The organism is Massilia alkalitolerans DSM 17462 (genome assembly GCF_000427785.1).
In the GTDB taxonomy this organism is placed as follows: domain Bacteria; phylum Pseudomonadota; class Gammaproteobacteria; order Burkholderiales; family Burkholderiaceae_D; genus Telluria; species Telluria alkalitolerans.
Window position 1 is genome coordinate 1 of sequence record NZ_ATYR01000023.1, and the last position, 24339, is coordinate 24339.

Consider the following 24339-nt stretch of genomic DNA (forward strand, 5'->3'; position numbering starts at 1 on the left):
GCAGTGTTCGAGGCAAACCCCATATTTCCAGGTTCGGACATGGCGTCATCCGAAAGCTCCTGTACATGCCAGCAATGTGTACACTTTATCGCACGACCTGGGCAAGGCCTTTCCTTGAACGCCTGACGCGTAATGGCAAGAAGCCGATGACGATCATTGTTGCCATGATGCGCAAGCTGCTTCATGTTGCCTTCGGTGTGCTAAAAGCTGGCGAAAAGTTCGATCCGGCCTTGCACACCGTTTGACGACCATAACAGTATCTACATCTTCAGGCCCCGATCCAGGGCAGCCCCGCCTTGCACCAGCCGCCGACCGTCTTGCGGTGCCCCTCCGCATCGCGGTCGCCCTCGAAACCTTCCAGGATGTCGTAGGACTCGGCATACCCGTGTTCGGTCGCCGCGCGCGCGCTGTGGCGCGAGCGCACCCCCGAGCGGCACAGGAACAGCAGCACCTCGTCCTTGCGCGCCACCTGCTCCAGCTGCGCACCGAAGGCCGGATTCGGCGCCCCGCCGGGATAGGTGGCCCATTCCACCGCGACGTGCTGGGTGTCCGGAATCGCCACCCGGCCGACCCAGTCGCGCTCGGCATTGGTGCGCACGTCGACCAGCTTCACGCGCGGGTCGCTCTGCAGGAGCGCGAAGGCTTCTTCGGGCGTGACCGCGCCGGCATAGGGCTGGCCGCCGGCGCGCTGGCGGGCTTGGGCAAGGATGGTCTCGGTAGTCGTCATGATGTGATCCGTTTTGAACAAGAAAAGTCGATGCACCAACTTGGTTCGGTGTATCCTGCGCTGCGATGGTGCATCGGCGCCACTCTCGCACCAGGATGGTGCGGAGGTGCACTGCCAGGCGATGCCCCGCTCGGAAGATTCTAGGCCGGATACGAGCGATTTCCAACGAAGCATTGTGCATTTGTTCATAACGGCAGCTTGGCACGGTTCATGCTTTGACTTACAGCAAGTTGCCCCGCTGCGAGGTTTTCCGGCGCGGCACCCCCTTTTCAATCAGGAGATACGAATGGCAAAGACGGCTGCAGACGTAATTCAACTTATCAAAGACAACGAAGTGAAGTTCGTTGACCTGCGCTTTGCAGATACCCGCGGCAAGGAGCACCACGTGACCGTGCCGGTCTCGCACTTCGACGAAGACAAGTTCGAGTCGGGCCACGCCTTCGACGGTTCGTCGATCGCCGGCTGGAAGGGCATCGAAGCGTCCGACATGCTGCTGCTGCCGGACCCGAACACGGCCAACATCGACCCGTTCATGGAAGAGACCACCCTGTTCCTGCAGTGCGACGTGATCGAGCCGTCGGACGGCAAGGGCTACGACCGTGACCCGCGCTCGATCGCCAAGCGCGCCGAAGCCTACCTGAAGTCGACCGGCATCGGCGATACCGCCTTCTTCGGCCCGGAACCGGAATTCTTCATCTTCGACTCGATCAAGTGGCGCATCGACATGTCGGGCTGCTTCGTCAAGATCGACTCGGACGAAGCCTCGTGGTCGACCGACAAGGACATCGAAGGCGGCAACAGCGGCCATCGCCCGACCGTCAAGGGCGGCTACTTCCCGGTCCCGCCGGTCGACAGCTTCCAGGACATGCGCTCGGAAATGTGCCTGATCCTCGAATCGATGGGCATCCCGGTCGAAGTGCACCACCACGAAGTGGCCGGCGCCGGCCAGAACGAAATCGGCACCAAGTTCTCGACCCTGGTCGAGCGCGCCGACTGGACCCAGAACATGAAGTACGTGATCTGGAACGTCGCCCACAGCTACGGCAAGACCGCGACCTTCATGCCGAAGCCGATCAACGGCGACAATGGCTCGGGCATGCACGTGCACCAGTCGGTCTGGAAAGACGGCAAGAACCTGTTCGCAGGCGACGGCTACGCCGGCCTGTCGGAAACCGCGCTGTTCTACATCGGCGGCATCATCAAGCACGCGCGCGCCCTGAACGCGATCACCAACCCGGGCACCAACTCGTACAAGCGCCTGGTGCCGGGCTACGAAGCGCCGGTCAAGCTGGCCTACTCGGCCAAGAACCGTTCGGCCTCGATCCGCATCCCGCACGTGGCGAACCCGAAGGGCCGCCGCATCGAGACCCGCTTCCCGGATCCGCTGGCCAACGTCTACCTGTGCTTCGCCGCGCTGCTGATGGCGGGCCTGGACGGCATCCAGAACAAGATCCACCCGGGCGAAGCCGCGACCAAGGACCTGTACCACCTGCCGCCGGAAGAAGACAAGCTGATCCCGACCGTCTGCGCCTCGCTGGAAGAAGCGCTGGAAGCCCTGGACAAGGACCGCGAGTTCCTGACCCGCGGCGGCGTGTTCTCGGACGCCATGATCGATGCCTATATCGAGCTGAAGATGAACGAAGTGCAGCGCATGCGCATGACCCCGCATCCGGTCGAATTCGACATGTACTACTCGGCGTAATCGATTGGTCAACAGAACCGTTGCGCTCATGCATCACCGGGCGTAAGGGTCTGTAACAAAGGCGGGGAAAGCGAGGGCTTTCCCCGCCTTTTTTCATCCTTGCTGTACACTCGGGCCGGACTACAATGCGTGCACGTTTATTGTGCAGACTGATTTCTGATGGGAAAGACAATTAGCTTCGTCAGCCGCTCCATGATTGTCCTGGCCGCCGCCATGGCGCTCCACAACGGAGCGCACGCGCAGGGCACCGTCTACAAGTGCGTGGACGACCAGGGACGCGTGGAATTCACCGACACCAGCCGTAAAGGCTGCAAGGCTCTCGACCTGCCGGGCTATTCTCCGCCGCCGGCGCCGCGCGCCTCCGCGCCGATCCCGGCCGTGCGCCCGATGAGCCCGGGGCCGGCCGCCGCCGTCAGCCCGGCCAGCTTCCCGCGCGTCGACACGGTCCAGCAACGGGCGCGCGACGACGACCGCCGCGAGATCCTCAACGACGAACTGCGCATCGAGCAGAAGAAGCTGCTTGAGCTGCGCCGCGACTTCAACAACGGCGAGCCGGAACGCCAGGGCAACGAGCGCAACTACGCCAAGTACCAGGAGCGGGTCGCCTCGATGCGCGCCGAGATCGGCCGCACCGAGCGCAACATCGAAGCGCTGCAGCGCGAGATCAGCAATATCCGATGAGCGAGCCGGCATCCGCGTCGCGTTTCGCCGGCCTCGACCTGCTGGCATCGAGCGTCCTGCTGCTGGGCCCCGTGGGCGAGGTGCGTTACGCCAATCCGGCCGCCGAGAACCTGCTCGAACTCTCGTTGAAATCCCTGCAGCGCGCGCCGCTGCCCGAACTCTTTACCAATGGCCAGGAGCTGGCCGCGCTGTGTGCGCAGGCGCTGGCGCACCAGTACGCCGACCTGCGCCAGGACCTGGTCTTGCAGCGTAACGGGCGCGAGCCCCTGCACGTCAACAGCATCGTCAGCGCACTGGGCGAGGACGAGCTGCTGATCGAGCTGCGCGAGAACGTCCAGCAGCTCAAGCTCGACCGCGAGGAGCGCATCCTCGACCAGAGCCAGGCCAACAAGGAACTGATCCGCAACCTGGCGCACGAGATCAAGAACCCGTTGGGCGGCATCCGCGGCGCGGCCCAGCTGCTCGAGCTCGAGCTGCCGCCGCACCACCTTGCCGACCTGTCCGAATACACCCAGGTGATCATCAAGGAAGCCGACCGCCTGCAGACCCTGGTCGACCGCCTGCTGGCGCCGCACCGCAAGCCCCACATCGTCGGCGACGTCAACATCCACGAGGTGTGCGAGCGCGTGCGCAGCCTGATCCTGGCCGAGTTCCCCACGGGCCTGAGCATCCGGCGCGACTACGACGCCTCGATCCCCGAGTTCAGGGGCGACATGGAGCAGCTGATCCAGGTGGTGCTGAACATCGCCCACAACGCCGCCCAGGCATTGAGGGGGCGCATCGCGGCGGGCGACGCCGAGATCGTGCTGCGCACCCGCGTGGCGCGCCAGGTCACCCTGGCCAAGGTCCGTTATGGGCTGGCATTAGATTTGCATATCATCGACAATGGACCGGGCATCGCGCCCGAGATCCGCGACCGCATCTTCTATCCGCTCGTATCGGGGCGCGAAGGCGGCAGCGGCCTCGGGCTGACGCTGGCGCAGACCTTCGTGCAGCAGCACCTGGGTGTGATCGAGTGCGAAAGCCGGCCTGGACTGACGGATTTCCGGATCCTGCTGCCCCTGCCATAAGCGGGGCAGAAGGGGATGGGACAGGAGCGCTACGTGCTCCAAGCCGTGAGTCCCCGAGTTATCCATATTGCGGGAACCACGAACACATGAAACCAATCTGGATTGTCGACGACGACGCATCGATCCGCTGGGTGCTGGAAAAAGCCCTGGCGCGCGAAAGCCTGGAGACCCGCAGCTTCGCCAATGCGCAGGATGCGCTGGCCGCTTTCGAGACCGATACGCCGCAGGTGCTGGTGTCGGACATCCGCATGCCGGGCGAATCCGGCATCGAACTGCTCGGCGCCGTCAAGGCGCGCCATCCCGGCCTGCCGGTCATCATCATCACCGCCTTCTCCGACCTCGATTCGGCGGTCGCCTCGTTCCAGGGCGGCGCCTTCGATTATCTTGCCAAGCCCTTCGACATCGACAAGGCAGTCAGCCTGATCCGGCGCGCGCTGGAAGAAAGCCTGCGCGAAGCCAGCGTGGAAGCGGCGCCCGCCGAGACCCCCGAGATCCTCGGCCACGCGCCGGCCATGCAGGAAGTGTTCCGCGCCATCGGCCGCCTGTCGCAGTCCAACGTGACGGTATTGATCACGGGGGAGAGCGGCACCGGCAAGGAGCTGGTGGCGCGCGCCCTGCACAAGCACAGCCCGCGCGCCTCGCAGCCCTTCATCGCGCTGAACACCGCCGCCATTCCCAAGGACCTGCTGGAATCGGAACTGTTCGGCCACGAGCGCGGCGCCTTCACCGGCGCCCAGGCGATGCGGCGCGGCCGCTTCGAGCAGGCCGAGAACGGCACCCTGTTCCTGGACGAGATCGGCGACATGCCCTTCGATCTGCAGACCCGCTTGCTCAGGGTGCTGTCGGACGGTCACTTCTACCGCGTCGGCGGCCACCAGCCGGTCAAGGCCAATGTGCGCGTGATCGCCGCCACCCACCAGAACCTGGAACAGCGCGTGCGCGACGGGCTGTTTCGCGAAGACCTGTATCACCGCCTCAACGTGATCCGCCTGCGCCTGCCCTCGCTGCGCGAGCGCAGCGAGGACATTCCGATCCTGGCGCGCCACTTCCTGGTGCAGAGCGCACGACAATTGGGCGTCGAGCCGAAGCGCCTGTCCGAACAGGCGATGCGCTTCCTGGCCGGACTGGAGTTGCCCGGCAACGTGCGCCAGCTGGAAAACCTGTGCAACTGGATCACCGTGATGGCCCCGGGCCAGACCGTCGAGGTCAAGGACCTGCCGCGCGACCTGACGCAAGTGGCGCCGCTTGTGTCCCCCCTGCAGGAGCCGGGTCCGGCCGGGACCCCGCAGGCGCCGGCGACGGCCGCGGCGGCAGCCGCAGCAGGCTCGCCGATGTCGCCCGAAGGCTGGATCGCGCTGCTCGAACAGCAGGCCGCCGGCATGCTCAGCGCCGGCCAGACCGACGTGATGGACACGCTCGGGCGCCAGTTCGAGTCGGCCCTGATCAAGACCGCGCTCAAGCACACGCACGGGCGCAAGAACGACGCCGCGATGCGGCTCGGGATCGGGCGCAATACCATCACGCGCAAGATCGTCGAGCTTGGGATAGATGGCGCACGGGATGAATAGGAGCGATGGTGTAAGCTGGCGCATCATGCCGATTTGCCGCTTACACCATTCATGCTGATTAACTGTGTCGCCTACCAGGAAGGCAAGAAATTGTCCGATATCCCGGTCGTGGATATCAGCGAACACCTGAAAGAGCCCGGAACCTTCGTCTGGGTCGCCTTGCGCGACCCGGATGCCGCGGAAATCGCCACCATGCAGGAGGAGTTCAACCTGCACGAACTGGCAGTGGAAGACGCCGCCCGTGGGCACCAGCGTCCCAAGATGGAAGAGTATGGCGACAGCCTCTTCATGACCGTGCACATCGTGGAGCTCGATGGCGACGAGATCAGCACCGGCGAGCTGGCCATCTTCGCGGGACCGAACTACGTGCTGTCGGTGCGGCGCGACGCCAACCGCGGCTTCCTGGGCGTGCGCGCCCGCGCCGAGCGCGAGCCGCACCAGCTGAAGAAGGGCTCGGGCTTCGTGCTGTATGCGCTGGTCGACGCGGTCGTGGACCGCTACTTCCCGGTAGTCGACATGCTCGAATCCGAACTCGAATCGATCGAGGACCACATCTTCGGCCAGCAGGGCAGGCAGCGCGGCAACGTCGAGCGCCTGTATGCGCTCAAGCGCAAGTCGCAGGTGTTGCGCCATGCCGTGGTGCCCTTGATGGATGCGATCGGACGGCTGCACGGCGGCCGGGTGCCGGGACTCGTGGTCGAGACCCAGGACTACCTGCGCGACGTCCACGACCACCTGCTGCGCATCCTCGGACGGCTGGACGCGGTGCGCGATACCATCAATACCGCGATCCAGGTGACGCTGTCGATGGTGGCGATCGAAGAGAACGACATCAGCAAGAAGCTGGCCTCGTACGCGGCGATCTTCGCCGTGTTCACGGCCTTTGCCGGCATCTGGGGCATGAACTTCGAATTCATGCCGGAGCTGAAGTGGAAGTACGGCTACCCGGCCGCGCTGTGCGTGATGGGCGGGGTGTGCTTCTACCTGTACCGGCGCTTCAAGAAAGCCGGCTGGCTTTAAACCTTCTTGCCCGCCGTGGCCGCCGCTCCGCCGCAAGCCAGGATCACCAGCAGGATCGCCAGCCACTGCAAGCCGGTCAGGCGCTCGCCCAGCACCACCCAGCCGGCCAGCGCCGCGAAGGCCGGCCCGGCGCTGACCAGGATGCCGAATACGCGCTGGGGCAGGCGCGCCAGCGCCGCCATCTCGAGGGAATAGGGCAGGGCGCTCGACAGCACCGCCACCGCCAGGCCGCCGGCCAGCACCGTGGGCAGCAGCAGGCTCCCTCCCGCATGGGCGACGCCCACCGGCACCGTGAACAGCGCCGCCGCCAGCATGCCCCAGGCTACCGCCTGTCCTCCATTGAGATGGGAAACGCGCTTGCCGAACACGATGTACATCGCCCAGCAGAAGGCCGCGCCCAGCGCATAGGCCACCCCGGCGGGATCGAGCGGGGCAACGCCTTCGTGCACCGGCGCCAGCAGCCACAGGCCGAACGCCGCCAGCAGCACCCAGGCGAAATCGCGCGCGCGGCGCGAGGACAGCACCACCACGCCCAGCGGGCCGACCACTTCGATGGCCACCGCGATGCCGATCGGGATGCGCGCAAAGGCGCCGTAGATCAAGAGGTTCATGCAGCCCAGCATCAGGCCGTACACGAGCAGGTTGAGCGCGTCGCGGCGCGCGGGCAGGCTGCGCCACGGGCGCACGATGGCCAGCATGATGACGGCGGCCAGGCCGACGCGCACCGCGGTCACGCCCTGGCTGCCGACCAGCGGGAACAGGTGCTTGGCCCAGGCGGCGCCGGCGTTCACCGACACCATCGAGGCCAGGATCGCCAGGCCGGGACCGAGCGTCCCGCCCCCTGCCTGCGCGCCGGCGCTTCCGCTCACGCGGCCATCGCCAGCGCCACGGCTTCCGCCACGCGGATGCCGTCCACCGCCGCCGACATGATGCCGCCGGCGTAGCCCGCGCCTTCGCCGGCCGGGAACAGGCCGCGCGTGTTCAGGCTTTGCAGGTCATCGTCGTTGCGCTTGATGCGGATCGGCGAGGAGGTGCGGGTCTCGACGCCGGTCAGCACCGCGTCTTCCTTGTAGTAGCCCTTGATCTGCTTGTCGAAGGCGACGAAGGCTTCGCGCAGGGCTTGAATCGCGTATTCGGGCAGCGAAGGCGCCAGGTCGGTCAGGTGCACCGCCGGCCTGAACGAGGGAACCACCGAACCGAATTCCTTCGACGGAACGCCGCGCACGAAGTCGCCCATGAGCTGGCCCGGCGCGTCGTAGTTGCTGCCGCCCAGCACGTAGGCGCGCGATTCCAGCTCGCGCTGGAAGGCGATGCCGGCCAGCGGGTGGCCCGGGTAGTCCTCGGGCGTGATGCCGACCACGATGGCGCTGTTGGCATTGCGCTCGTTGCGCGAGTACTGGCTCATGCCGTTGGTGACCACGCGGCCTTCTTCGCTCGATGCGGCCACTACCGTGCCGCCCGGGCACATGCAGAAGCTGTACACGGAACGGCCGTTGGAGGCGTGGTGCACGATCTTGTAGTCGGCCGCGCCCAGCAGCTTGTTGCCGGCGTTCGGGCCGAAGCGGCAGACGTCGATCAGCGATTGCGGGTGCTCGACGCGGAAGCCGATCGAGAAGGGCTTGGCCTCGACGTAGACGCCGCGCTCGTAGAGCAGTTCGAAGGTGTCGCGCGCGCTGTGGCCGATCGCCATCACCAGGTGGCGGGTGGGGATCTCTTCGCCGTTCGACAGGCGCACGCCCTGGACCTGGCGCACGCCGTTCTCTTCGCCGACGTAGATGTCGTCCACCCGCGTTTCGAAGCGGATCTCGCCGCCCAGCCGGGTGATCTCGGTGCGGATCTGCTCGACCATCTTCACCAGGCGGAAGGTGCCGATGTGCGGCTTGCTGACGTACATGATCTCTTCCGGCGCGCCGGCCTTGACGAATTCGGTCAGCACCTTGCGGCCGTAATGCTTCGGGTCCTTGATCTGGCTGTACAGCTTGCCGTCCGAGAAGGTGCCGGCGCCGCCTTCGCCGAACTGCACGTTCGACTCGGTATTGAGCTTGCGCTTGCGCCAGAAGCCGAAGGTGTCGACGGTGCGCTCGCGCACGATTTTCCCGCGCTCGAGCACCAGCGGGTTCAGGCCCATCTGGGCCAGGATCAGGGCCACGAACATGCCGCAGGGCCCCATCCCGACCACGACCGGGCGCGGCGTGCCTGGCGCCGGCTTGGCGGCGGGGACGAACTTGTAACCGGTATCGGGCGAGGGAAAGACCTGCTGGTCCTTGGCAAGGCGCGCCAGCACGGCGGCCTCGTCACGCACATCGACGTCGATCTGGTAGATCAGCACGATCGCCGCCTTCTTGCGCGCGTCGTAGCTGCGTTTGAAGACCGTGAAATCGACCAGGTCGGCGGCCTGGATGCCGAGGCGGGCAAGGATGGCGTCGCGCAGGGCGGGTTCGGGATGGTTGAGAGGAAGCTTGAGTTCGCTAATTCGGAGCATAGGAGTCGAAAACCTGGTTGCTGGCAATGCAACAATGAAAGGGAAGGGCCGGGGCCAGGCCGGCCAGTCCGCTATTTTACCCAAGAGCTGACCCGCATGGAGGGGATGAGAGACGGTGTTCGATGTTGCATAAAACAAACACTCGAACTCCCCCATCGGTGGGGGAAGCGTGATCGGCGGCCGTCGTTCGGGATCTCCCTGCCTGTCGGAGGAAAATAGCTGACTAGCGGGTAATTATCGATAAAAACGCCAAAATCGCATAAAACTCAGCCTACGTCTTATATGTATATGTATTTTCTCTCTTCTTTCTTGGATAGTTGACCTCCTGATGAGCCAGGTGCTGTCATGGAGTGGTTCAAGAATGTCACCTGGCAGGCATTCTGAATTTACCCAGTCGACAACATTCAAAGGAAGACACACCATGTTGAGAAAGACAGTGTTGGCGCATGCGTTGAGCATCGCATTTGCCGCCTCGCTCGCTAGCCTCGCCTCCAGCGGCAGCGCCCAGGCCGCCTCGAACTCGGCCGGCGACATCGTCGGCCGCGCCGCGGCCGGTACCGTGATCACGATCGAGAACAAGTCGATCGGCCTCTCGCGCACCCTGACCGTCAACCAGAACGGCGACTACCAGCTGACCATGCTGCCGCCGGGCACCTATACCGTGCGCGCCAAGCGTCCCGACGGCACGCTCGAGGAACGCCAGGTGGCAGTCAGCGCCGGCGAGGGGACCTCGGCCAACTTCGAGGCCAGCGGCACCAGCACCGTCGTCGTCACCGGCCGCCTGCAGCGCATCGACGTCAAGTCGCCGGAATCCTCGACCATCCTGACCGAAGCGGCGATCGACCGCATTCCGGTGACCCGCGACGTGACCGCGGTGGCCCTGCTGGCGCCGGGCGCGACCCGCGGCGACAGCCGGATCGGCGGCACCGCGCTGCGCACCGGTAACGTGGCCTCGCTGGGCGGCGCATCGCCGGCCGAGAACGTCTACTACATCAACGGCTTCAACGTCACCAACAACCTGAACGGCGTGGCGTTCAACCAGGTGCCTTTCGAAGGCATCGCGCAGCAGCAGGTCAAGACCGGCGGCTACGGCCCCGAGTACGGCCGCTCGCTGGGCGGCGTGCTGAGCGTGACCACCAAGCGCGGCACCAACGAATGGCATGGCGGCGCGAATGCGATCTGGACCCCGGAATCGCTGCGCGGCACCAGCCTGCACCCGGAACGCAGCCCGACCACCGGCCAGTGGTACATGGCCCCGAACGCGGGCGGCACCGACGAACTGCTGGCCAACGTCTGGGTCGGCGGTCCGGTGATCAAGGACAAGCTGTTCGTGTTCGGCCTGGTGCAGGGCGCCGACATCGAGCGCGAGACCTTCAACAGCAGCCGCCAGGAGGTGATGAAGAGCTCGACGCCACGCTACCTGCTGAAGGTCGACTGGAACATCAACGACGACAACCGCCTCGAGCTCACGGGCTTCAGCGACAAGGCCAAGGACAAGGCCTACAACTACGTCTCGCCGGTCCCCTACGGCACCCAGCGCGGCGCCGACCTGGGCGTGGACACCTACACCACCGGCGGCGAGAACTACATCGCCAAGTACACCTCCTGGGTCACGGACGACCTGACGGTGTCGGCGCTGGCCGGCCTGGGCCGCTACAACCGCAAGTCGGATATCACCTCGGCCGCGTGCCCGTACGTGCGTGACGACCGCACCGATGCGCTGACCCGCTACGGCTGCGCATCGACCAGCCAGATCACCGACCCGAAGGCGAACGACGAACGCCGCGCATGGCGCATCGACGCCGAGTGGAACCTGGGCGACCACGGCCTGCGCTTCGGCGTGGACAACGAGAAGTACAAGGTGGTCGACGGCACCTTCTACTCGGGCGGCCTGGTCGAGCGCATCTTCACCCTGAACCCGGGCAGCGCGCTGGCCAACGGCTACGTCAACAACACCGGCGCCCCGATCGACTACATCTCGGCGCGCCACTTCGAGAACGGCGGCGCGTTCACCACCAAGAACTCGGCCTGGTACCTGGAAGACAACTGGCAGGTCACCAAGAACCTGGTCGCCAACATCGGCGTGCGCAACGAGTCCTTCGAGAACCTGAACGCCGAGGACAAGACCTTCATCAAGGTGAAGAATACCTGGGCCCCGCGCCTGGGCGTGTCGTGGGACGTGCAGGGCAACCAGCAGACCAAGGTCTACGCCAACGCCGGCCGCTACTACATCCCGGTCATGTCGAACACCAACGTGCGCCTGTCCGGCGCCGAGCTCGACTACTACGACTACTACGCGTTCAACGGCAGCTTCAGCGGCGACAAGTTCCAGCGTCCGGGCCGCGGCGCCCAGCTGGGCCAGCGCCTGGTGTCTTCGAACGGCAGCGCGGGCGATCCGCGTTCGGTGGTGGACCCGAACATCAAGCCGATGTACCAGGACGAATTCATCGTCGGCGTGCAGCAGGCCCTCAGCAACCGCTGGACCGTCGGCGCCAAGCTCACCCATCGCAAGCTCAAGAGCGTAATGGACGACATGTGCAACAACGAGGGTGCCTACGACTGGGCGCTCGCGAACGGCTTCAATTCCGCCAAGGCCGACATCCTGGCCGAGGCGATCGGCCACTGCTTCCTGTACAACCCGGGCAAGGACCTGACCGCCAACATCGACTTCGAAGACGGCAAGGGCCTGACCGCGGTCACGATCCCGTCGGCGGCGCTGAAGTTCCCGAAGCCGGAGCGTGTCTTCAACTCGCTCGAGCTGAGCTTCGAGCGTGCCTGGGACGGCGTCTGGAACCTGCAGGGCTCCTACGTGCTCGCCTATAACAAGGGCAATACCGAAGGCTACGTCAAGTCGGACATCGGCCAGGACGATGCCGGCATCAGCCAGGACTGGGATTACCCGGGCCTGATGGAAGGCGCCTACGGCTACCTGCCGAACGACCGCCGCCATACCCTGAAGCTGTTCGGCGCCTATCAGGTGCATCCGGAGTGGCGCGTCGGCGCCAATGTACTGCTGCAGAGCGGCCGTCCGCTGAACTGCCTGGGCTACTACACGGGCAACCTGGACACCATCTCGCAGGAGTACGGCGCGGCCTCGTTCTACTGCGGCGGCAAGCCGGCCCCGCGCGGCAGCCGCGGCCGCCTGGGCTGGACCAAGGAGCTGGGCCTGCAGCTGGCCTACGAGCCGAAGGCATGGAAAGGCACCACCTTCCAGATCGACGTCATGAACGTATTCAACGAGCGTGAAGTCTCGGGTGTCGAGGAGGCCGGCGAAACCGCCGCCGGCACGCCGAGCCCGAACTACCTGCGTCCGTTCAACGTCCAGGGCGGCCGCACGGTCCGCATCATGGCGCAGTACGAGTTCTGAGCGCCTGCCAAGTAAATGACAAGGCCGTGTCTGCAATGCAGGCACGGCCTTGTGCTTTTTATTCCCAAAAAAATGCACCATGACGGGGCCCTGTCGCGGGGCATCAAGTTGAAAGCGCTTTCTTTATCGTAGTGGGTGGCTTTATTCCCTGTGAATTGAATGCACTATCGCAGAGCATAGATGAATTTTTCGTCAGTAAGCGATTGCCAGAAAAATCCATTTCGGCCTTACAAATCATAAATCGATCAAGTTTGCGAATATTTCTCATGCGCATAATTGCTGCGCCAAAAGTTTATAAAATTCGGCGTGGCCGTGTTGTCATGTAGTAAATTCTGTAGTGACGCCAAAAGCCGTGTTTTTATCCGGATTTTGATGATTTCGTCGCACAATCTATGCTGCATCGCCGCAAAAACGGCACTTTCATGCGACAGCCATAGCCAGGAAGCCAAGAGTGTTGTAAGTATGCATATTTCCAACAGATATTATTGACGGCACAACTTTGCCTGTGATTCTATGTGGAAGTTGAGCTGGCACAACCAGTGAAACGAGGAATGAATATTCCTCTTTTTGCCAGTCGGGAGAGAGGTTGGATCCCCGGGGCAGGCAAGCACCAAACCGTGAATGCAATAACGCGGCTGGTGCGTCGGGGCTCTGCGCTTGCAATGCTCTGATTTTAAAAAAATTAGCTTCTAAAGGAATGGGAGAGTTATGTTGCATACGGTAAAACAAACGTCGAAGGCGACCATGCTGCGTCGTTCGGCGATTTCGGTGGCGATCGGCATGTGCTTCATGGGCGCAGCCCTGGCCGCCGAAACCGGTGGCCTGCGTATCGCCATCACCGGCGCAGGGGGCAAGCCGGTCGCTGGCGCCACGGTGCGCGTGAGCTCGCCGAGCAGCCTGGTCACCAAGACCGGCACGACCGAAGCGGACGGTACCGTCCGTATCGCCGGCCTCGACCCGGCCACCGACTACAAGGTCGAAGTGGTCGCACCTGGCTACTCGAACTTCGCCGCCACCAACGTCGCCGTGGTCTCGAACCAGAACCCGCTGGTCGCCTACTCGATCGGTGGCGACGCCGCCGGCACCCCGGGCGCACAGCAGGTCGTCGTGACCGGTTCGCGCCTGGTGCAGGTCGACACCACCTCGGCTACCGTGGGCACCATCCTCAACCTGGGCGTCGTGGAATCGCTGCCGACCGGCCGTAACTACCAGAGCTACCTGCAGCTGGTCCCGGGCGTCAAGCCTTCGGCCGGCGGCAACCCATCGTCGAAATCGGGCGTGAACTACTCCGACATCGGCGGCGCCACCGGCTCCTCGTCGGACAACGTCTACATCCTGGACGGCGTCGACGTCACCGACCCGAGCACCGGCACCTTCGGCTCGAACATCAACTCGGAAATCATCCAGGAACAGCAGATCCTGACCGGCGGCATCCCGGCGGAATACGCGGGCGGCTCGGGCCTGGTCTCGAAGGTGATCACCAAGTCGGGTGGTAACGAATACCACGGCTCGATCAACTACTACCTCCAGAACGACAACCTGGTCGCCGACTACAAGAACTCCACCTCGTCCGGCTTCTCGACCTACGACGCGGCCGTGACCCTGGGCGGTCCGATCATCAAGGACAAGCTGTGGTTCTTCGGTTCCTACCAGAAGAAGGCGCGCGAGACCGACGTGGTCAACTCGGACACCAACGAATTCATGCGTACCGTCAACCGCGACGACCGCCTCGGCTTCCTGAAGGTGACCTGGCAGGCGACCGAGAACGACCGCCTGGTGGCCTCGTTCTTCAACGACCCGACCGAAACCACCGGCACCACCACCGCCACCACGCTGAACAACCGCGACACCCGTCGCAAGCAGGGCGGCAACAACTACAACGTCCAGTATTCGCGCGACATGGACAACCTGCGCGTGACGGCGTATGCGTTCCGCCATGAAGGTGAAGTGTCGGACTTCGCTGCCGACCCGTCGACCCGCAATACCATCCTGTTCCGTACCCCGCCGTCCCCAACGCTGCGCCAGGTGCAGCTGGGCGGCTTCGGTACCGACACGATCACGGAACGTAACCGTGACGAAATCGGCCTGACCGCGGAGTACTTCTGGGAGACCGCCAACTCGGGCACCCATACCATCAAGGGCGGCTTCCTGACCTCGAAGAACGAGTACTTCGAAGACTCGCGCTATACCGGCTCCGAGAAGGCGCAGTACCAGTCGATGAATGCGGCCCAGGGCAACGTCTCGTTCACCGAGGCCGCCGCTGCCAGCTCCAACTGGACCGGCCGTCCGGTCGTCGTCGGCGACATCCCGCGTATCATCGACGCGATCAACGGATCGTCGGCCACCGACCGTGCCTACTTCTACAGCCTGCTCGACGCCAACCGCGATGGCAGCATCAGCGATCCGGAAGTCCGCGCGATGCGCTTCGGCAGCACCGCCGGCAACCCGAACGGCCAGGTCAACCTGTACCGCATCCGCGAAGCCCAATCCTCGCCCTACACCGTGGAAGCGACCGGCAAGGCCGCCTACCTGCAGGATACCTGGACCAAGGGCAACCTGACCATCGGCGCTGGCGTGCGTGCCGAAGAGTGGACCCACAAGGATTCGAAGGGCAACCAGTCGGCCAAGTTCGAGTGGAAGCTGGCCCCGCGCCTGAACGTGGTGTACGACCCGACCGGCGAAGGCCGCAGCAAGATCTGGGGCTTCCTGGGCCGCTACTACGACCCGATCCGCACCAACATGTCGGACTTCGCCGGCAACCTGACCGGTCCGGTGCAGGAAGAGCAGGTCTTCGTGGGCGACCGCTGGGTGACCTTCCGTACCCGCGGCGGCGAGAAGCAGCCGGATGCCGTGTTCGCGCCGACCACCAAGACGCCGTACACCGACGAGTTCATGCTCGGCTACGCGACCAACATCGGCCGCGACTGGACCGCGTCGATCGCCTACACCAAGCGCCGCACCCGCGACATCCTGGAAGACTACGACTTGGCGCTGTATTCGGATCCGGACAACACGGTGCCAAGCCATGCCGGTCCGGGTTCCCCGTTCTACCTGCCGTACTCGTACTTCGGTTACTCGTCGAAGCCGAACTCGAACTACGTGCTGGGCACGCTGGCCGGCGGCAAGCGTGACTACCAGGGCGTCGAGGTCAGCCTGACCAAGGCCAAGCGCAACAACTGGATGGGTTCGGTCTCGTACACCTGGAACGAAGCCAAGGGCAATACCAACTCGGATAGTAACGCCGACTTCCAGGGTGACTGGGTCGCACTGGATCCGCGCGCGCCGAACGCCTACGGTCCGCAGCCTGGCAACATCAAGCACCAGTTCAAGGGCTACGGTACCTATTACTTCGACAATGGCCTCGAGATCAGCGGCGTGTTCAACTGGAACAGCGGCCTGCTGTACACCCGTTCGCAGCTGGTGTCCGGCCGCTACCTGCCGGAGATGGACGACGAGTACACCTTCGGCGGTGTGACCGATACCTGGATCAAGGCCGGTTCGATCGGCAGCCAGACCGGCCCGTCGTACTACACCTTCGACATGCGCCTGAAGTACACCTACAAGCTGGCCGGCAGCCAGAAGGTCGAATTCTTCGTCGATCTGTTCAACGTGCTGGACAAGCAGTCGGGTACCGCGGCCCAGGCCCTGGTCAACTCGACCGGCAAGTACCAGTTCGGCCAGTCGAACGCCTTCCTCGACCCGCGCCGCCTGTACCTGGGCGCACGCTACTCGTTCTAATCGAGAACAGGCAGCATGAAACCGGCCCCGCAAGGGGCCGGTTTTTTATCTATATATAGACGAGCAAGGATTTTTTACCAAACGGTAAAAATTACATGCCGTTCCAGAGCCCGTTCAGCATCGCCACCGCCGCCAGCGCCGCGGTTTCGGTGCGCAGCACGCGCGGGCCGACCGACAGGGCGATCGCCCCCGCCTCGATGGCCGCATCTTCCTCCTCGCCCGTGAACCCGCCTTCCGGACCGACCATCAGGCTCGCGGCCTGCGGGCCTGCGGTGCGCGCCCACTCGGCCAGCGAGGTGGTCGCGCGCGGGCTCAGCAGGATGCGCGGCGTGGAGGAGGGCGTGGCGATCCAGCGCCCGAAGTCCATGACCGGGGCCAGCTGCGCCAGCCGGTTGCGCCCGCACTGCTCGGAAGCTGACACGATCACGCCTTCCCAGTGCAGGTGGCGCTTTTCCGCACGTTCGCCGGACAGGCGCACCACGCTGCGGCGCGCCGCCAGCGGTGCGATGCGCGCCACGCCCAGTTCCACCGCCTTCTCGATGATCCAGTCCATCTTCGAGCCTTCCGGCAGGCCCTGCGCCAGGGTGAGGGCATAGGGCAGTTCCACGTCGAGCGGGTCGTGGGCGCCCAGCAGCGCGCTGGCGCGCCGCTTGCCGATGTCGGCCAGGGCGGCGGCATACTGGCCGCCGCTGCCGTCGAACAGGGTGAGGGCGTCGCCCGGCTGCATGCGCAGCACGTGCAGGTGGTGGGCGACGGTCTCGGGCAGGTCGACGGTGGCGCCGGTCACGAGCGGGGCGGGGCAATAAAAGCGGGGCATGCGGCTCTTTATGGAGAGGGAAAACCTGCATTTTAATTCGGCAGCACCTTGGTCTGCTAAAATACCGGGTTACGGCCTAGCTGCACGCCACCGCTTTCCAATCCAGACCACCGTACGCTCATGAAATCTACGCAAACCACCACCCTGATGGCCAACGCGATCCGCGCGCTGGCGATGGACGCTGTCCAGAAAGCCAACTCCGGCCACCCGGGCATGCCAATGGGCATGGCCGAGATCGGCGTTGCGCTGTGGGACAAGCACTACCGCCACAATCCGGCCAATCCGGGCTGGTTCAACCGCGACCGTTTCCTGCTCTCGAACGGCCACGGCTCGATGCTGCACTACGCGATGCTGCACCTGGCCGGCTACGACCTGACGATGGACGACCTGCGCGATTTCCGCCAGCTGCACTCGAAAACCGCGGGCCACCCGGAAGTGGGCATCACCCCGGGCGTGGAAACCACCACCGGCCCGCTGGGCCAGGGCATCGCCAACTCGGTCGGCATGGCGCTGGCCGAATGGCTGCTGGGCTATGAATTCAACCGCCCGGGCTACGACGTGGTCGACCATTACACCTACGCCTTCCTGGGCGACGGCTGCCTGATGGAAGGCATCTCGCACGAAGTGGCCTCGCTGGCCGGCACCCTGCGCCTGAACAAGCTGATCTGGCTGTACGACGACAACGGCATCTCGATCGACGGCCGCGTGGAAGGCTGGTTCACCGACGACACCCGCAAGCGCTTCGAAGCCTACGGCTGGAACGTGATCGGCCAGATCGACGGCCACAGCGTGGCCGACGTGTCCGCCGCCATCGAGCAGGCCAAGCAATCCGACCGTCCGACCCTGATCATGTGCAAGACCATCATCGGCAAGGGCGCCCCGAACCTGGAAGGCGGCGACAAGGTCCACGGCGCCCCGCTGGGCGACAAGGAAATCGCGGCCGTGCGCCAGCACCTGCTGTGGGATCCGATTCCGTTCGACATCCCGGGCGAGATCTACAAAGCCTGGGACGCGAAAGAGCGCGGCGCGCAGATGGAAGCCGAATGGAACGCCAAGTTCGAACAATACCGCGGCGCGCACCCGGAACTGGCCGCCGAATTCGAGCGCCGCATGAAGGGCGAGCTGCCGGGTAACTTCAATGAAGTGCTGGACGCCGCCATCGCCACCTGCGTGGAAAAGAAGGAAACCATCGCCACCCGCAAGGCCTCGCAGAACGCGATCCAGGCCCTGGCGCCAAGCATGCCGGAATTCCTGGGCGGCTCGGCCGACCTGACCGGCTCGAACCTGACCAACTGGAAGGAATCGGTGGCGGTGCGCTCGGGCATCCCGGGCAACCACATCAACTACGGCGTGCGCGAATTCGGCATGGCCGCGATCCAGAACGGCGTCGCCCTGCACGGCGGCTTCATCCCGTTCGGCGCGACCTTCCTGACCTTCTCGGACTACAGCCGCAACGCCCTGCGCATGGCCGCGCTGATGAAGATCCGTTCGCTGTTCGTGTTCACCCACGACTCGATCGGCCTGGGCGAAGACGGCCCGACCCACCAGTCGATCGAGCACGTCTCGTCGCTGCGCCTGATCCCGAACCTGGACAACTGGCGTCCGTGCGACACCGTCGAATCGCAGGTGGCCTGGGGCGCGGCAGTGCAGCGCAAGGACGGCCCGTCGACCCTGATCTTCTCGCGCCAGAACCTGCCGTTCATGGAGCGTGACGGCGCCACCATCGCCAACGTGGCCAAGGGTGGTTACGTGCTGCGCGACGCCGCCGACGCAAAAGTCGTCCTGATCGCCACCGGTTCGGAAGTCGAGCTGGCCATGAAGGCTGCCGACGCGCTGGCAGGCGAGGGCATCAATGCCCGCGTGGTCTCGATGCCGTCGACCGACGTGTTCGAGCGCCAGGACGCCGCCTACAAGGCCTCGGTCCTCCCGCGCGGCATCCCGCGTGTCGCCATCGAAGCCGGCGTGACCGACTTCTGGTACAAGTACGTGGGCCTGGAAGGCGCGGTGGTCGGCATCGACACCTTCGGCGAATCGGCGCCGGCGCCGGTGCTGTTCAAGCACTTCGGCTTCACCGTCGAGAACGTCGTGGCCAAGGCCAAGGGCGTCATCGCGGCGTAACGTGTTTCAGCGGGCTGCCTTCGGGCGGCCCGCTTGCTATCTGCCTTATCTGCGGTACGAAAAGTTTTTTTTCTATAATCAGGAGCTAAGCAATGACGATCAAAGTTGCAATCAACGGTTATGGCCGCATCGGCCGCAACATCCTGCGCGCCTTCTATGAAGGCGGCAAGAAGCAAGACATCCAGATCGTGGCGATCAACGACCTCGGCAACGCCGAATCGAACGCCCACCTGACCCGCTATGACACCGCGCACGGCAAGTTCCCGGGCACCGTCACGGTAGAAGGCGACAACATGATCGTCAACGGCGACAAGATCCGCGTGTTCGCACAGCGTAACCCGGCCGAGATCCCATGGGGCGAGCTGGGCGTGGACGTGGTGCTCGAGTGCACCGGCTTCTTTACCACCAAAGAGAAAGCCTCGGCCCACCTGAAGGGTGGCGCCAAGAAGGTCATCATCTCGGCGCCGGGCGGCAAGGACGTCGACGCCACCATCGTCTTTGGTGTGAACCAGGACGTGCTGAAGTCGACCGACACCGTGATCTCGAACGCATCCTGCACCACCAACTGCCTGGCCCCGCTGGTCAAGCCGCTGCACGACGCCATCGGCCTGGAAACCGGCCTGATGACCACCGTGCACGCCTACACCAACGACCAGGTGCTGACCGACGTGATGCACGAAGACCTGCGCCGCGCCCGTTCGGCCACCCAGTCGATGATCCCGACCAAGACCGGCGCCGCCGCCGCGGTCGGCCTGGTGCTGCCGGAACTGAACGGCAAGCTGGACGGCTTCGCGATCCGCGTACCGACCATCAACGTGTCGATCGTCGACCTGTCCTTCATCGCCAAGCGCGACACCACCGTCGACGAAGTCAACCAGATCATGAAGTCGGCTTCGGAAGGCGCCCTCAAAGGCATCCTGACCTACAACACCGACCCGCTGGTCTCGGTGGACTTCAACCACAACCCGGCATCGTCGAACTTCGATGCGACCCTGACCAAAGTCTCGGGCCGCCTGGTGAAGGTCTCGTCCTGGTATGACAACGAGTGGGGCTTCTCGAACCGCATGCTGGACACCACCGTCGCACTGATGAACGCCAAGTAATTTCCGGCGCAGCAGCATGAAAAAAACCGGCCTCGGCCGGTTTTTTTTCGTCAGTGTTCAGGCGTCCGGCCAGGGCGTCAGGATCTCGAATCCGTTCTTCGTCACCACCACCATGTGCTCCCACTGGGCCGACAGCGAGCCGTCGGCCGTGACCACGGTCCAGCCGTCCTCGAGCTGGTCGACGTCAGCGCCGCCCAGGTTGATCATCGGTTCGACGGTGAAGGTCATGCCTTCCTTGAGCAGCAGGCCGGTGTTCGGGCGGCCGTAGTGCAGCACCTGCGGCTCTTCGTGGTAGACGCGGCCGATGCCGTGGCCGCAGTATTCGCGCACCACCGAGAAGCCCGCGCCTTCGGCCAGCTTCTGGATCGCATGGCCGACGTCGCCCAGGCGCGCGCCCGGGGCCACCTTGCGGATGCCGGCCATCATGGCCTGGTAGGTGGTGTCGACCAGCTTCTTCGCCTGCGGCGAGGGCTCGCCCACGAAGTACATGCGGCTGGTGTCGCCGTGCCAGCCGTCCTTGATCACGGTGACGTCGATGTTGACGATGTCGCCGTCCTTTAATACTTCCTTGTCGCTCGGGATGCCGTGGCAGACCACGCCGTTCACCGAGGTGCACAGGGTCTTGGGAAAGCCGTGGTAACCGACGTTGGCCGGGGTCGCCTTCTGCACCTTGCGGATGTACTCGTGGCAGCGGCGGTCGAGCTCCTCGGTGGAGACACCGGGCACCACGTATTCCTTGATCATCGCCAGCACCTCGGCGGCGAGGCGGCCGGACACGCGCATCTTGGCGATGTCCTTGTCGTTCTTGAGTTTGATTGCCATTGGGGTCTTCGTTTTCTGCGCAATCCGCCATGATACTCGCGCCCAATGAAAAATGCCCGCCAGGCTAGCCTGGCGGGCATTGTCGTCACGGAAACCCTTGCGGGTTCCGCGTGCTACACCATTAGAAGTTCTGGGTGTAGCGGACGTAGATGAAGCGGTCCAGCAGCTGGTCGACGTCGACCGAAGCACCGCTAGCCTGGGTGCTGTAGGCGATGCGCGGCTTCTTGTCGAAGATGTTGTTCGCGCCCAGCAGGATGCGGCCATTCCACGCGGTCTTGTAGCCGACGCTCAGGTCATGGATGGTGACCGAGCCCAGCTTGTTGGCGCCGGTGCCGAACGAAGCGGTTTCGACGTTAGGCATGTTGCACTCGACGGTCGAGGTCCAGCACTGGTCCTTGACCGGGCTGAAGTAACGGAAGCCCCAGGTGGCGCTCCAGTTGCCCATGCTCCAGTCGATCGAGTTGTTCGACTTCACGCGGTTGTAGAAGTAGTCGCCGGCGTACTCGTTCCACTCGTTGGCCGAGCTGCTGCGGGTGCGGAACTTGTCGGTGTACGAGGTTTCGCTGCGCAGGCCGAACTGGCCGTAGGCGCTACGCGGGAAGCGGTAGTTGATCGCCAGGTCCAGGCCTTCGGTTTCCATCTGGCCCAGGTTGGCGTTGCCGCGCGACAGCTGGTTGATCTGGCCGGTGACCGGGTCACGCTGGATCACGCTGCAGAAGTTGGCGTCGCCCTGGATGTAGCACTGGTTGGCCACATAGGATGCGCCGATCGCGGTGATGCGGTTGGCGATCTTGATGTTGTACCAGTCCAGGCCCACGCTGAAGCCGCTCAGGAACGACGGGCTGTACACGAAGCCGGCGGTCTTGGTGACCGCGGTTTCCGGGGTCAGGAACTGGTTGCCTGCGCCCGAAGAGAACGCGACCAGCGACTGGTCGCCAGAGGTGCTGGTGATCGGGGTGCCTGCCTGGCGCAGCTGGCGGAAGTTCGCTGGGGTGCCACGCACGCCGGCGAAGCCGCTGGCGCAACGCGCTGCCACTGCCGAGTTACGCGAAGCTTCGCCGAAGCTGGTGTCGCACGGATCCAGGAAGGTGTCGAAGGACTGCGAACCGCCGCCCGAGATGTCGTCCAGGGTCGGTGCACGGAAGCCTTCGGCCCAGGTACCGCGGACCAGCAGGTCCTTGACCGGCTTGTACATGAAGCTGGCCTTGCTGTTGTTGGTCACGCCGAAGTTGCTGTAGTCCGAGTGGCGGGTGGCCAGGTTGAAGCTCAGCAGCTCAGCGAAAGGCTGGGCCTTGAACACCGGGATGTTCACTTCAGCATATGCTTCGCGCACGGTGTAACGGCCGTAGGTAGGCAGGCCCGACAGGTTGGTCGAGTAGCCCGACTGCGAGAACTGGTCAGGCACGTCCGAGCCCTTGACTTCGCGGTGCTCGACCCCGACTGCCACGCCCAGGGCGCCGGCCGGCAGCTGCCAGACTTCGCCGCCGATGTTGGCGGTGGCGCTGTTGATGGTCGAGCCGTAGGTCTTGGCGCCCGAGGTGTTGACGTAGGCCAGTGCCTGCGGGGTCGATGCCGACGGGCCGCCCAGGATGTCCCAGGGGGTGCAGTCCGCCAGCGGGACCGGCGAGGTCGGGGTGCCGCACTGGACCACGCCCGAGCTGTTCATGAACGACGGGCCGAGGGCGCGCTTCAGGGTCAGCAGGTTGATGTTGCCGCTGTCGCGCGAGATGCCCGAGACCTTGTTGTGGTTGTAGCCGATGTCCCAGTTCCAGGCGGTATCACGGAAGTTGAATTCGCCTTCCAGGGTCGCGTCGATGTGCAGGGTGCGGTTTTCGTTCTCGGTCAGGCGCGGCAGCTCGATGGTGCGGCGGGCGAAGAACAGGTCCTGGCCACGGCCGGCGCCTTGTACCTGGTTGCCGTACGGGTTGTAGTAGCTGTCCTTGTCGATGTAGACCGGGTACTTGGCCTGGCTGGTCGACTGCAGCGGATAGCCGGCGATCTGGCGGGTCGATTCGCGCTGCGAGTACATCGCGGTGGTCTTGAAGCGCATGTCTTTCGGCAGCGCGAGCTCGCCCTTGATGAACAGGGTGTCGAGTTTGTTCGGCGACATCAGGTCCATGTCCTGCGTCGAGTTGTACTTGTCCTCGTTGACGCCGGTGTATGCGTGGTAGCTGTTCGGGTCGCGCGAGTTGGCGCCGACACCCTTGCCGTCCCAGTTGCCGGTATGGTTCAGGATGCGGTTGAAGCCGCCGCTGGCTGCGCTGGTGTTCGAGCCGCCCGATGCGCTGACCGGGGTGATGCGGCCCCATGGCGAAGCGCCGAAGCCGTCGCCGAAGTGGCCCGGGCCGTAGGAGCTCGAGGTGATCTCGCGGGTCATCGGGTTGACGCGGCCCTGCTCGGTGTGCGACAGGCCGAACATCAGCGACGCCTTGTCGTTGCCGGCGCCGTAGGTCAGCGAGAAGTCCTTGTTGCGGCCGTCGCCTTCATCGTAGGCGCCGGTGTACAGGTTCAGCTGGCCGCCTTCCATGTTCTTCTTCAGGATGATGTTCACCACGCCTGCGATCGCGTCCGAGCCGTAGATCGACGAAGCGCCATCCTTCAGGATTTCCATGCGCTCGATCATGGCCGACGGGATGGTCGACAGGTCGGTGTAGCCGGCAACGGTCTGGGTCCAGCGCTTGCCGTCCACCAGCACCAGCAGGCGGTTCGAGCCGAGGTTGCGCAGGCTGACGTACTGGCCGCCCTGTTCCGTGTTCGAGGTCAGCGAGGCGCTGCGGCTGAAGTCAGGCGCGCCGGCCGACGACAGGTTGTTCAGGATGTCGCCGACGGTGACGAGGCCGGTTTTCTGAATCTGTTCCTGGTTCAGGATCTGGACCGGCTGTGCCGTTTCCAGGTCAACCTGGCGGATGCGGGAACCAGTCACTTCAACGCGCTGCAGCGGCTGCGAAGCTTCCTGTGCGATTGCGGCGGTCATGCCGAGGGTCATGCCGCCCAGGCAGATCACGCGGATCGACTGGGACAAGATTTTTTCCATCATGTTGCCAAACTCCTTGGGTGAAAACGCAGCCATGCCGTTTTGCAGCAAAGCCACCGGGAAGGTCTATCGACCACCTGAAAGTAGTCA

The 24339-nt window shown here is 64.4% G+C and carries 15 protein-coding genes and 1 pseudogene; 10 read left to right on the forward strand and 6 right to left on the reverse strand.

Going from position 1 to position 24339, the window contains the following annotated elements:
- A pseudogene (locus YWC_RS33590) lies at nt 1-245 on the forward strand (IS110 family transposase); the annotation flags it as partial.
- Between the two features lie 23 nt (nt 246-268).
- Here YWC_RS33590 and YWC_RS0119470 read toward each other — a convergent pair.
- Nucleotides 269-727, reverse strand: coding sequence for a rhodanese-like domain-containing protein (locus YWC_RS0119470; protein ID WP_027866888.1), 459 nt, complete (start codon nt 725-727; stop codon nt 269-271).
- A gap of 286 nt (nt 728-1013) precedes the next feature.
- On the opposite strand from YWC_RS0119470, the gene glnA reads away from it, so the two are divergent.
- From glnA to corA, 5 genes are all read left to right on the forward strand, one after another.
- Nucleotides 1014-2429, forward strand: a complete 1416-nt coding sequence (gene glnA / locus YWC_RS0119475) for a type I glutamate--ammonia ligase (protein ID WP_027866889.1) — start codon at nt 1014-1016, stop codon at nt 2427-2429.
- A 159-nt stretch (nt 2430-2588) separates the two neighbouring features.
- Nucleotides 2589-3110: a DUF4124 domain-containing protein gene (locus tag YWC_RS0119480; protein WP_051306587.1), complete on the forward strand. Its 522-nt coding sequence runs from the start codon at nt 2589-2591 to the stop codon at nt 3108-3110.
- Nucleotides 3107-4180 carry a nitrogen regulation protein NR(II) gene (glnL, locus tag YWC_RS0119485; RefSeq protein WP_027866891.1) on the forward strand — a complete coding sequence of 358 codons (1074 nt, stop codon included), beginning with the start codon at nt 3107-3109 and terminating at the stop codon, nt 4178-4180. The genes YWC_RS0119480 and glnL overlap by 4 nt, the downstream gene beginning before the upstream one ends.
- A gap of 86 nt (nt 4181-4266) precedes the next feature.
- Nucleotides 4267-5748, forward strand: a complete 1482-nt coding sequence (gene ntrC / locus YWC_RS0119490) for a nitrogen regulation protein NR(I) (protein WP_027866892.1) — start codon at nt 4267-4269, stop codon at nt 5746-5748.
- Between the two features lie 51 nt (nt 5749-5799).
- On the forward strand, nt 5800-6768 hold the full coding sequence (corA, locus tag YWC_RS0119495; RefSeq protein ID WP_027866893.1) for a magnesium/cobalt transporter CorA: 969 nt from the start codon (nt 5800-5802) through the stop codon (nt 6766-6768).
- On the opposite strand, the gene YWC_RS0119500 is transcribed toward corA, so the two are convergent.
- Nucleotides 6765-7637 carry an EamA family transporter gene (locus YWC_RS0119500; protein WP_371846435.1) on the reverse strand — a complete coding sequence of 291 codons (873 nt, stop codon included), beginning with the start codon at nt 7635-7637 and terminating at the stop codon, nt 6765-6767. The genes corA and YWC_RS0119500 overlap by 4 nt on opposite strands.
- Nucleotides 7634-9250, reverse strand: a complete 1617-nt coding sequence (locus tag YWC_RS0119505) for an NAD(P)/FAD-dependent oxidoreductase (protein WP_027866895.1) — start codon at nt 9248-9250, stop codon at nt 7634-7636. Before YWC_RS0119505 ends, YWC_RS0119500 begins: the two co-directional genes overlap by 4 nt.
- 421 nt (nt 9251-9671) lie before the next feature.
- Here YWC_RS0119505 and YWC_RS0119510 point away from each other — a divergent pair, with 421 nt between their 5' ends.
- Nucleotides 9672-12617, forward strand: coding sequence for a TonB-dependent receptor (locus tag YWC_RS0119510; RefSeq protein WP_169728138.1), 2946 nt, complete (start codon nt 9672-9674; stop codon nt 12615-12617).
- Between the two features lie 744 nt (nt 12618-13361).
- Entirely contained in the window at nt 13362-16355 is a 2994-nt protein-coding gene (locus YWC_RS0119515; protein ID WP_027866897.1) for an outer membrane beta-barrel protein, read from the forward strand.
- Between the two features lie 91 nt (nt 16356-16446).
- Here YWC_RS0119515 and YWC_RS0119520 read toward each other — a convergent pair whose 3' ends face one another.
- Nucleotides 16447-17172: a 16S rRNA (uracil(1498)-N(3))-methyltransferase gene (locus YWC_RS0119520; RefSeq protein ID WP_027866898.1), complete on the reverse strand. Its 726-nt coding sequence runs from the start codon at nt 17170-17172 to the stop codon at nt 16447-16449.
- Between the two features lie 120 nt (nt 17173-17292).
- Between YWC_RS0119520 and tkt the strand changes: the two genes are divergently transcribed.
- Nucleotides 17293-19290, forward strand: a complete 1998-nt coding sequence (gene tkt, locus YWC_RS0119525) for a transketolase (RefSeq protein WP_027866899.1) — start codon at nt 17293-17295, stop codon at nt 19288-19290.
- A 92-nt stretch (nt 19291-19382) separates the two neighbouring features.
- Nucleotides 19383-20393, forward strand: coding sequence for a type I glyceraldehyde-3-phosphate dehydrogenase (gene gap, locus YWC_RS0119530; protein ID WP_027866900.1), 1011 nt, complete (start codon nt 19383-19385; stop codon nt 20391-20393).
- A 57-nt stretch (nt 20394-20450) separates the two neighbouring features.
- On the opposite strand, the gene map is transcribed toward gap, so the two are convergent.
- Nucleotides 20451-21215 (reverse strand): type I methionyl aminopeptidase, encoded by a 765-nt coding sequence (gene map, locus YWC_RS0119535; RefSeq protein WP_027866901.1) that lies wholly within the window; start codon nt 21213-21215, stop codon nt 20451-20453.
- A 121-nt stretch (nt 21216-21336) separates the two neighbouring features.
- Nucleotides 21337-24252 carry a TonB-dependent receptor domain-containing protein gene (locus YWC_RS0119540; RefSeq protein WP_051306589.1) on the reverse strand — a complete coding sequence of 972 codons (2916 nt, stop codon included), beginning with the start codon at nt 24250-24252 and terminating at the stop codon, nt 21337-21339.
- Between the last annotated feature and the right edge of the window lie 87 nt (nt 24253-24339).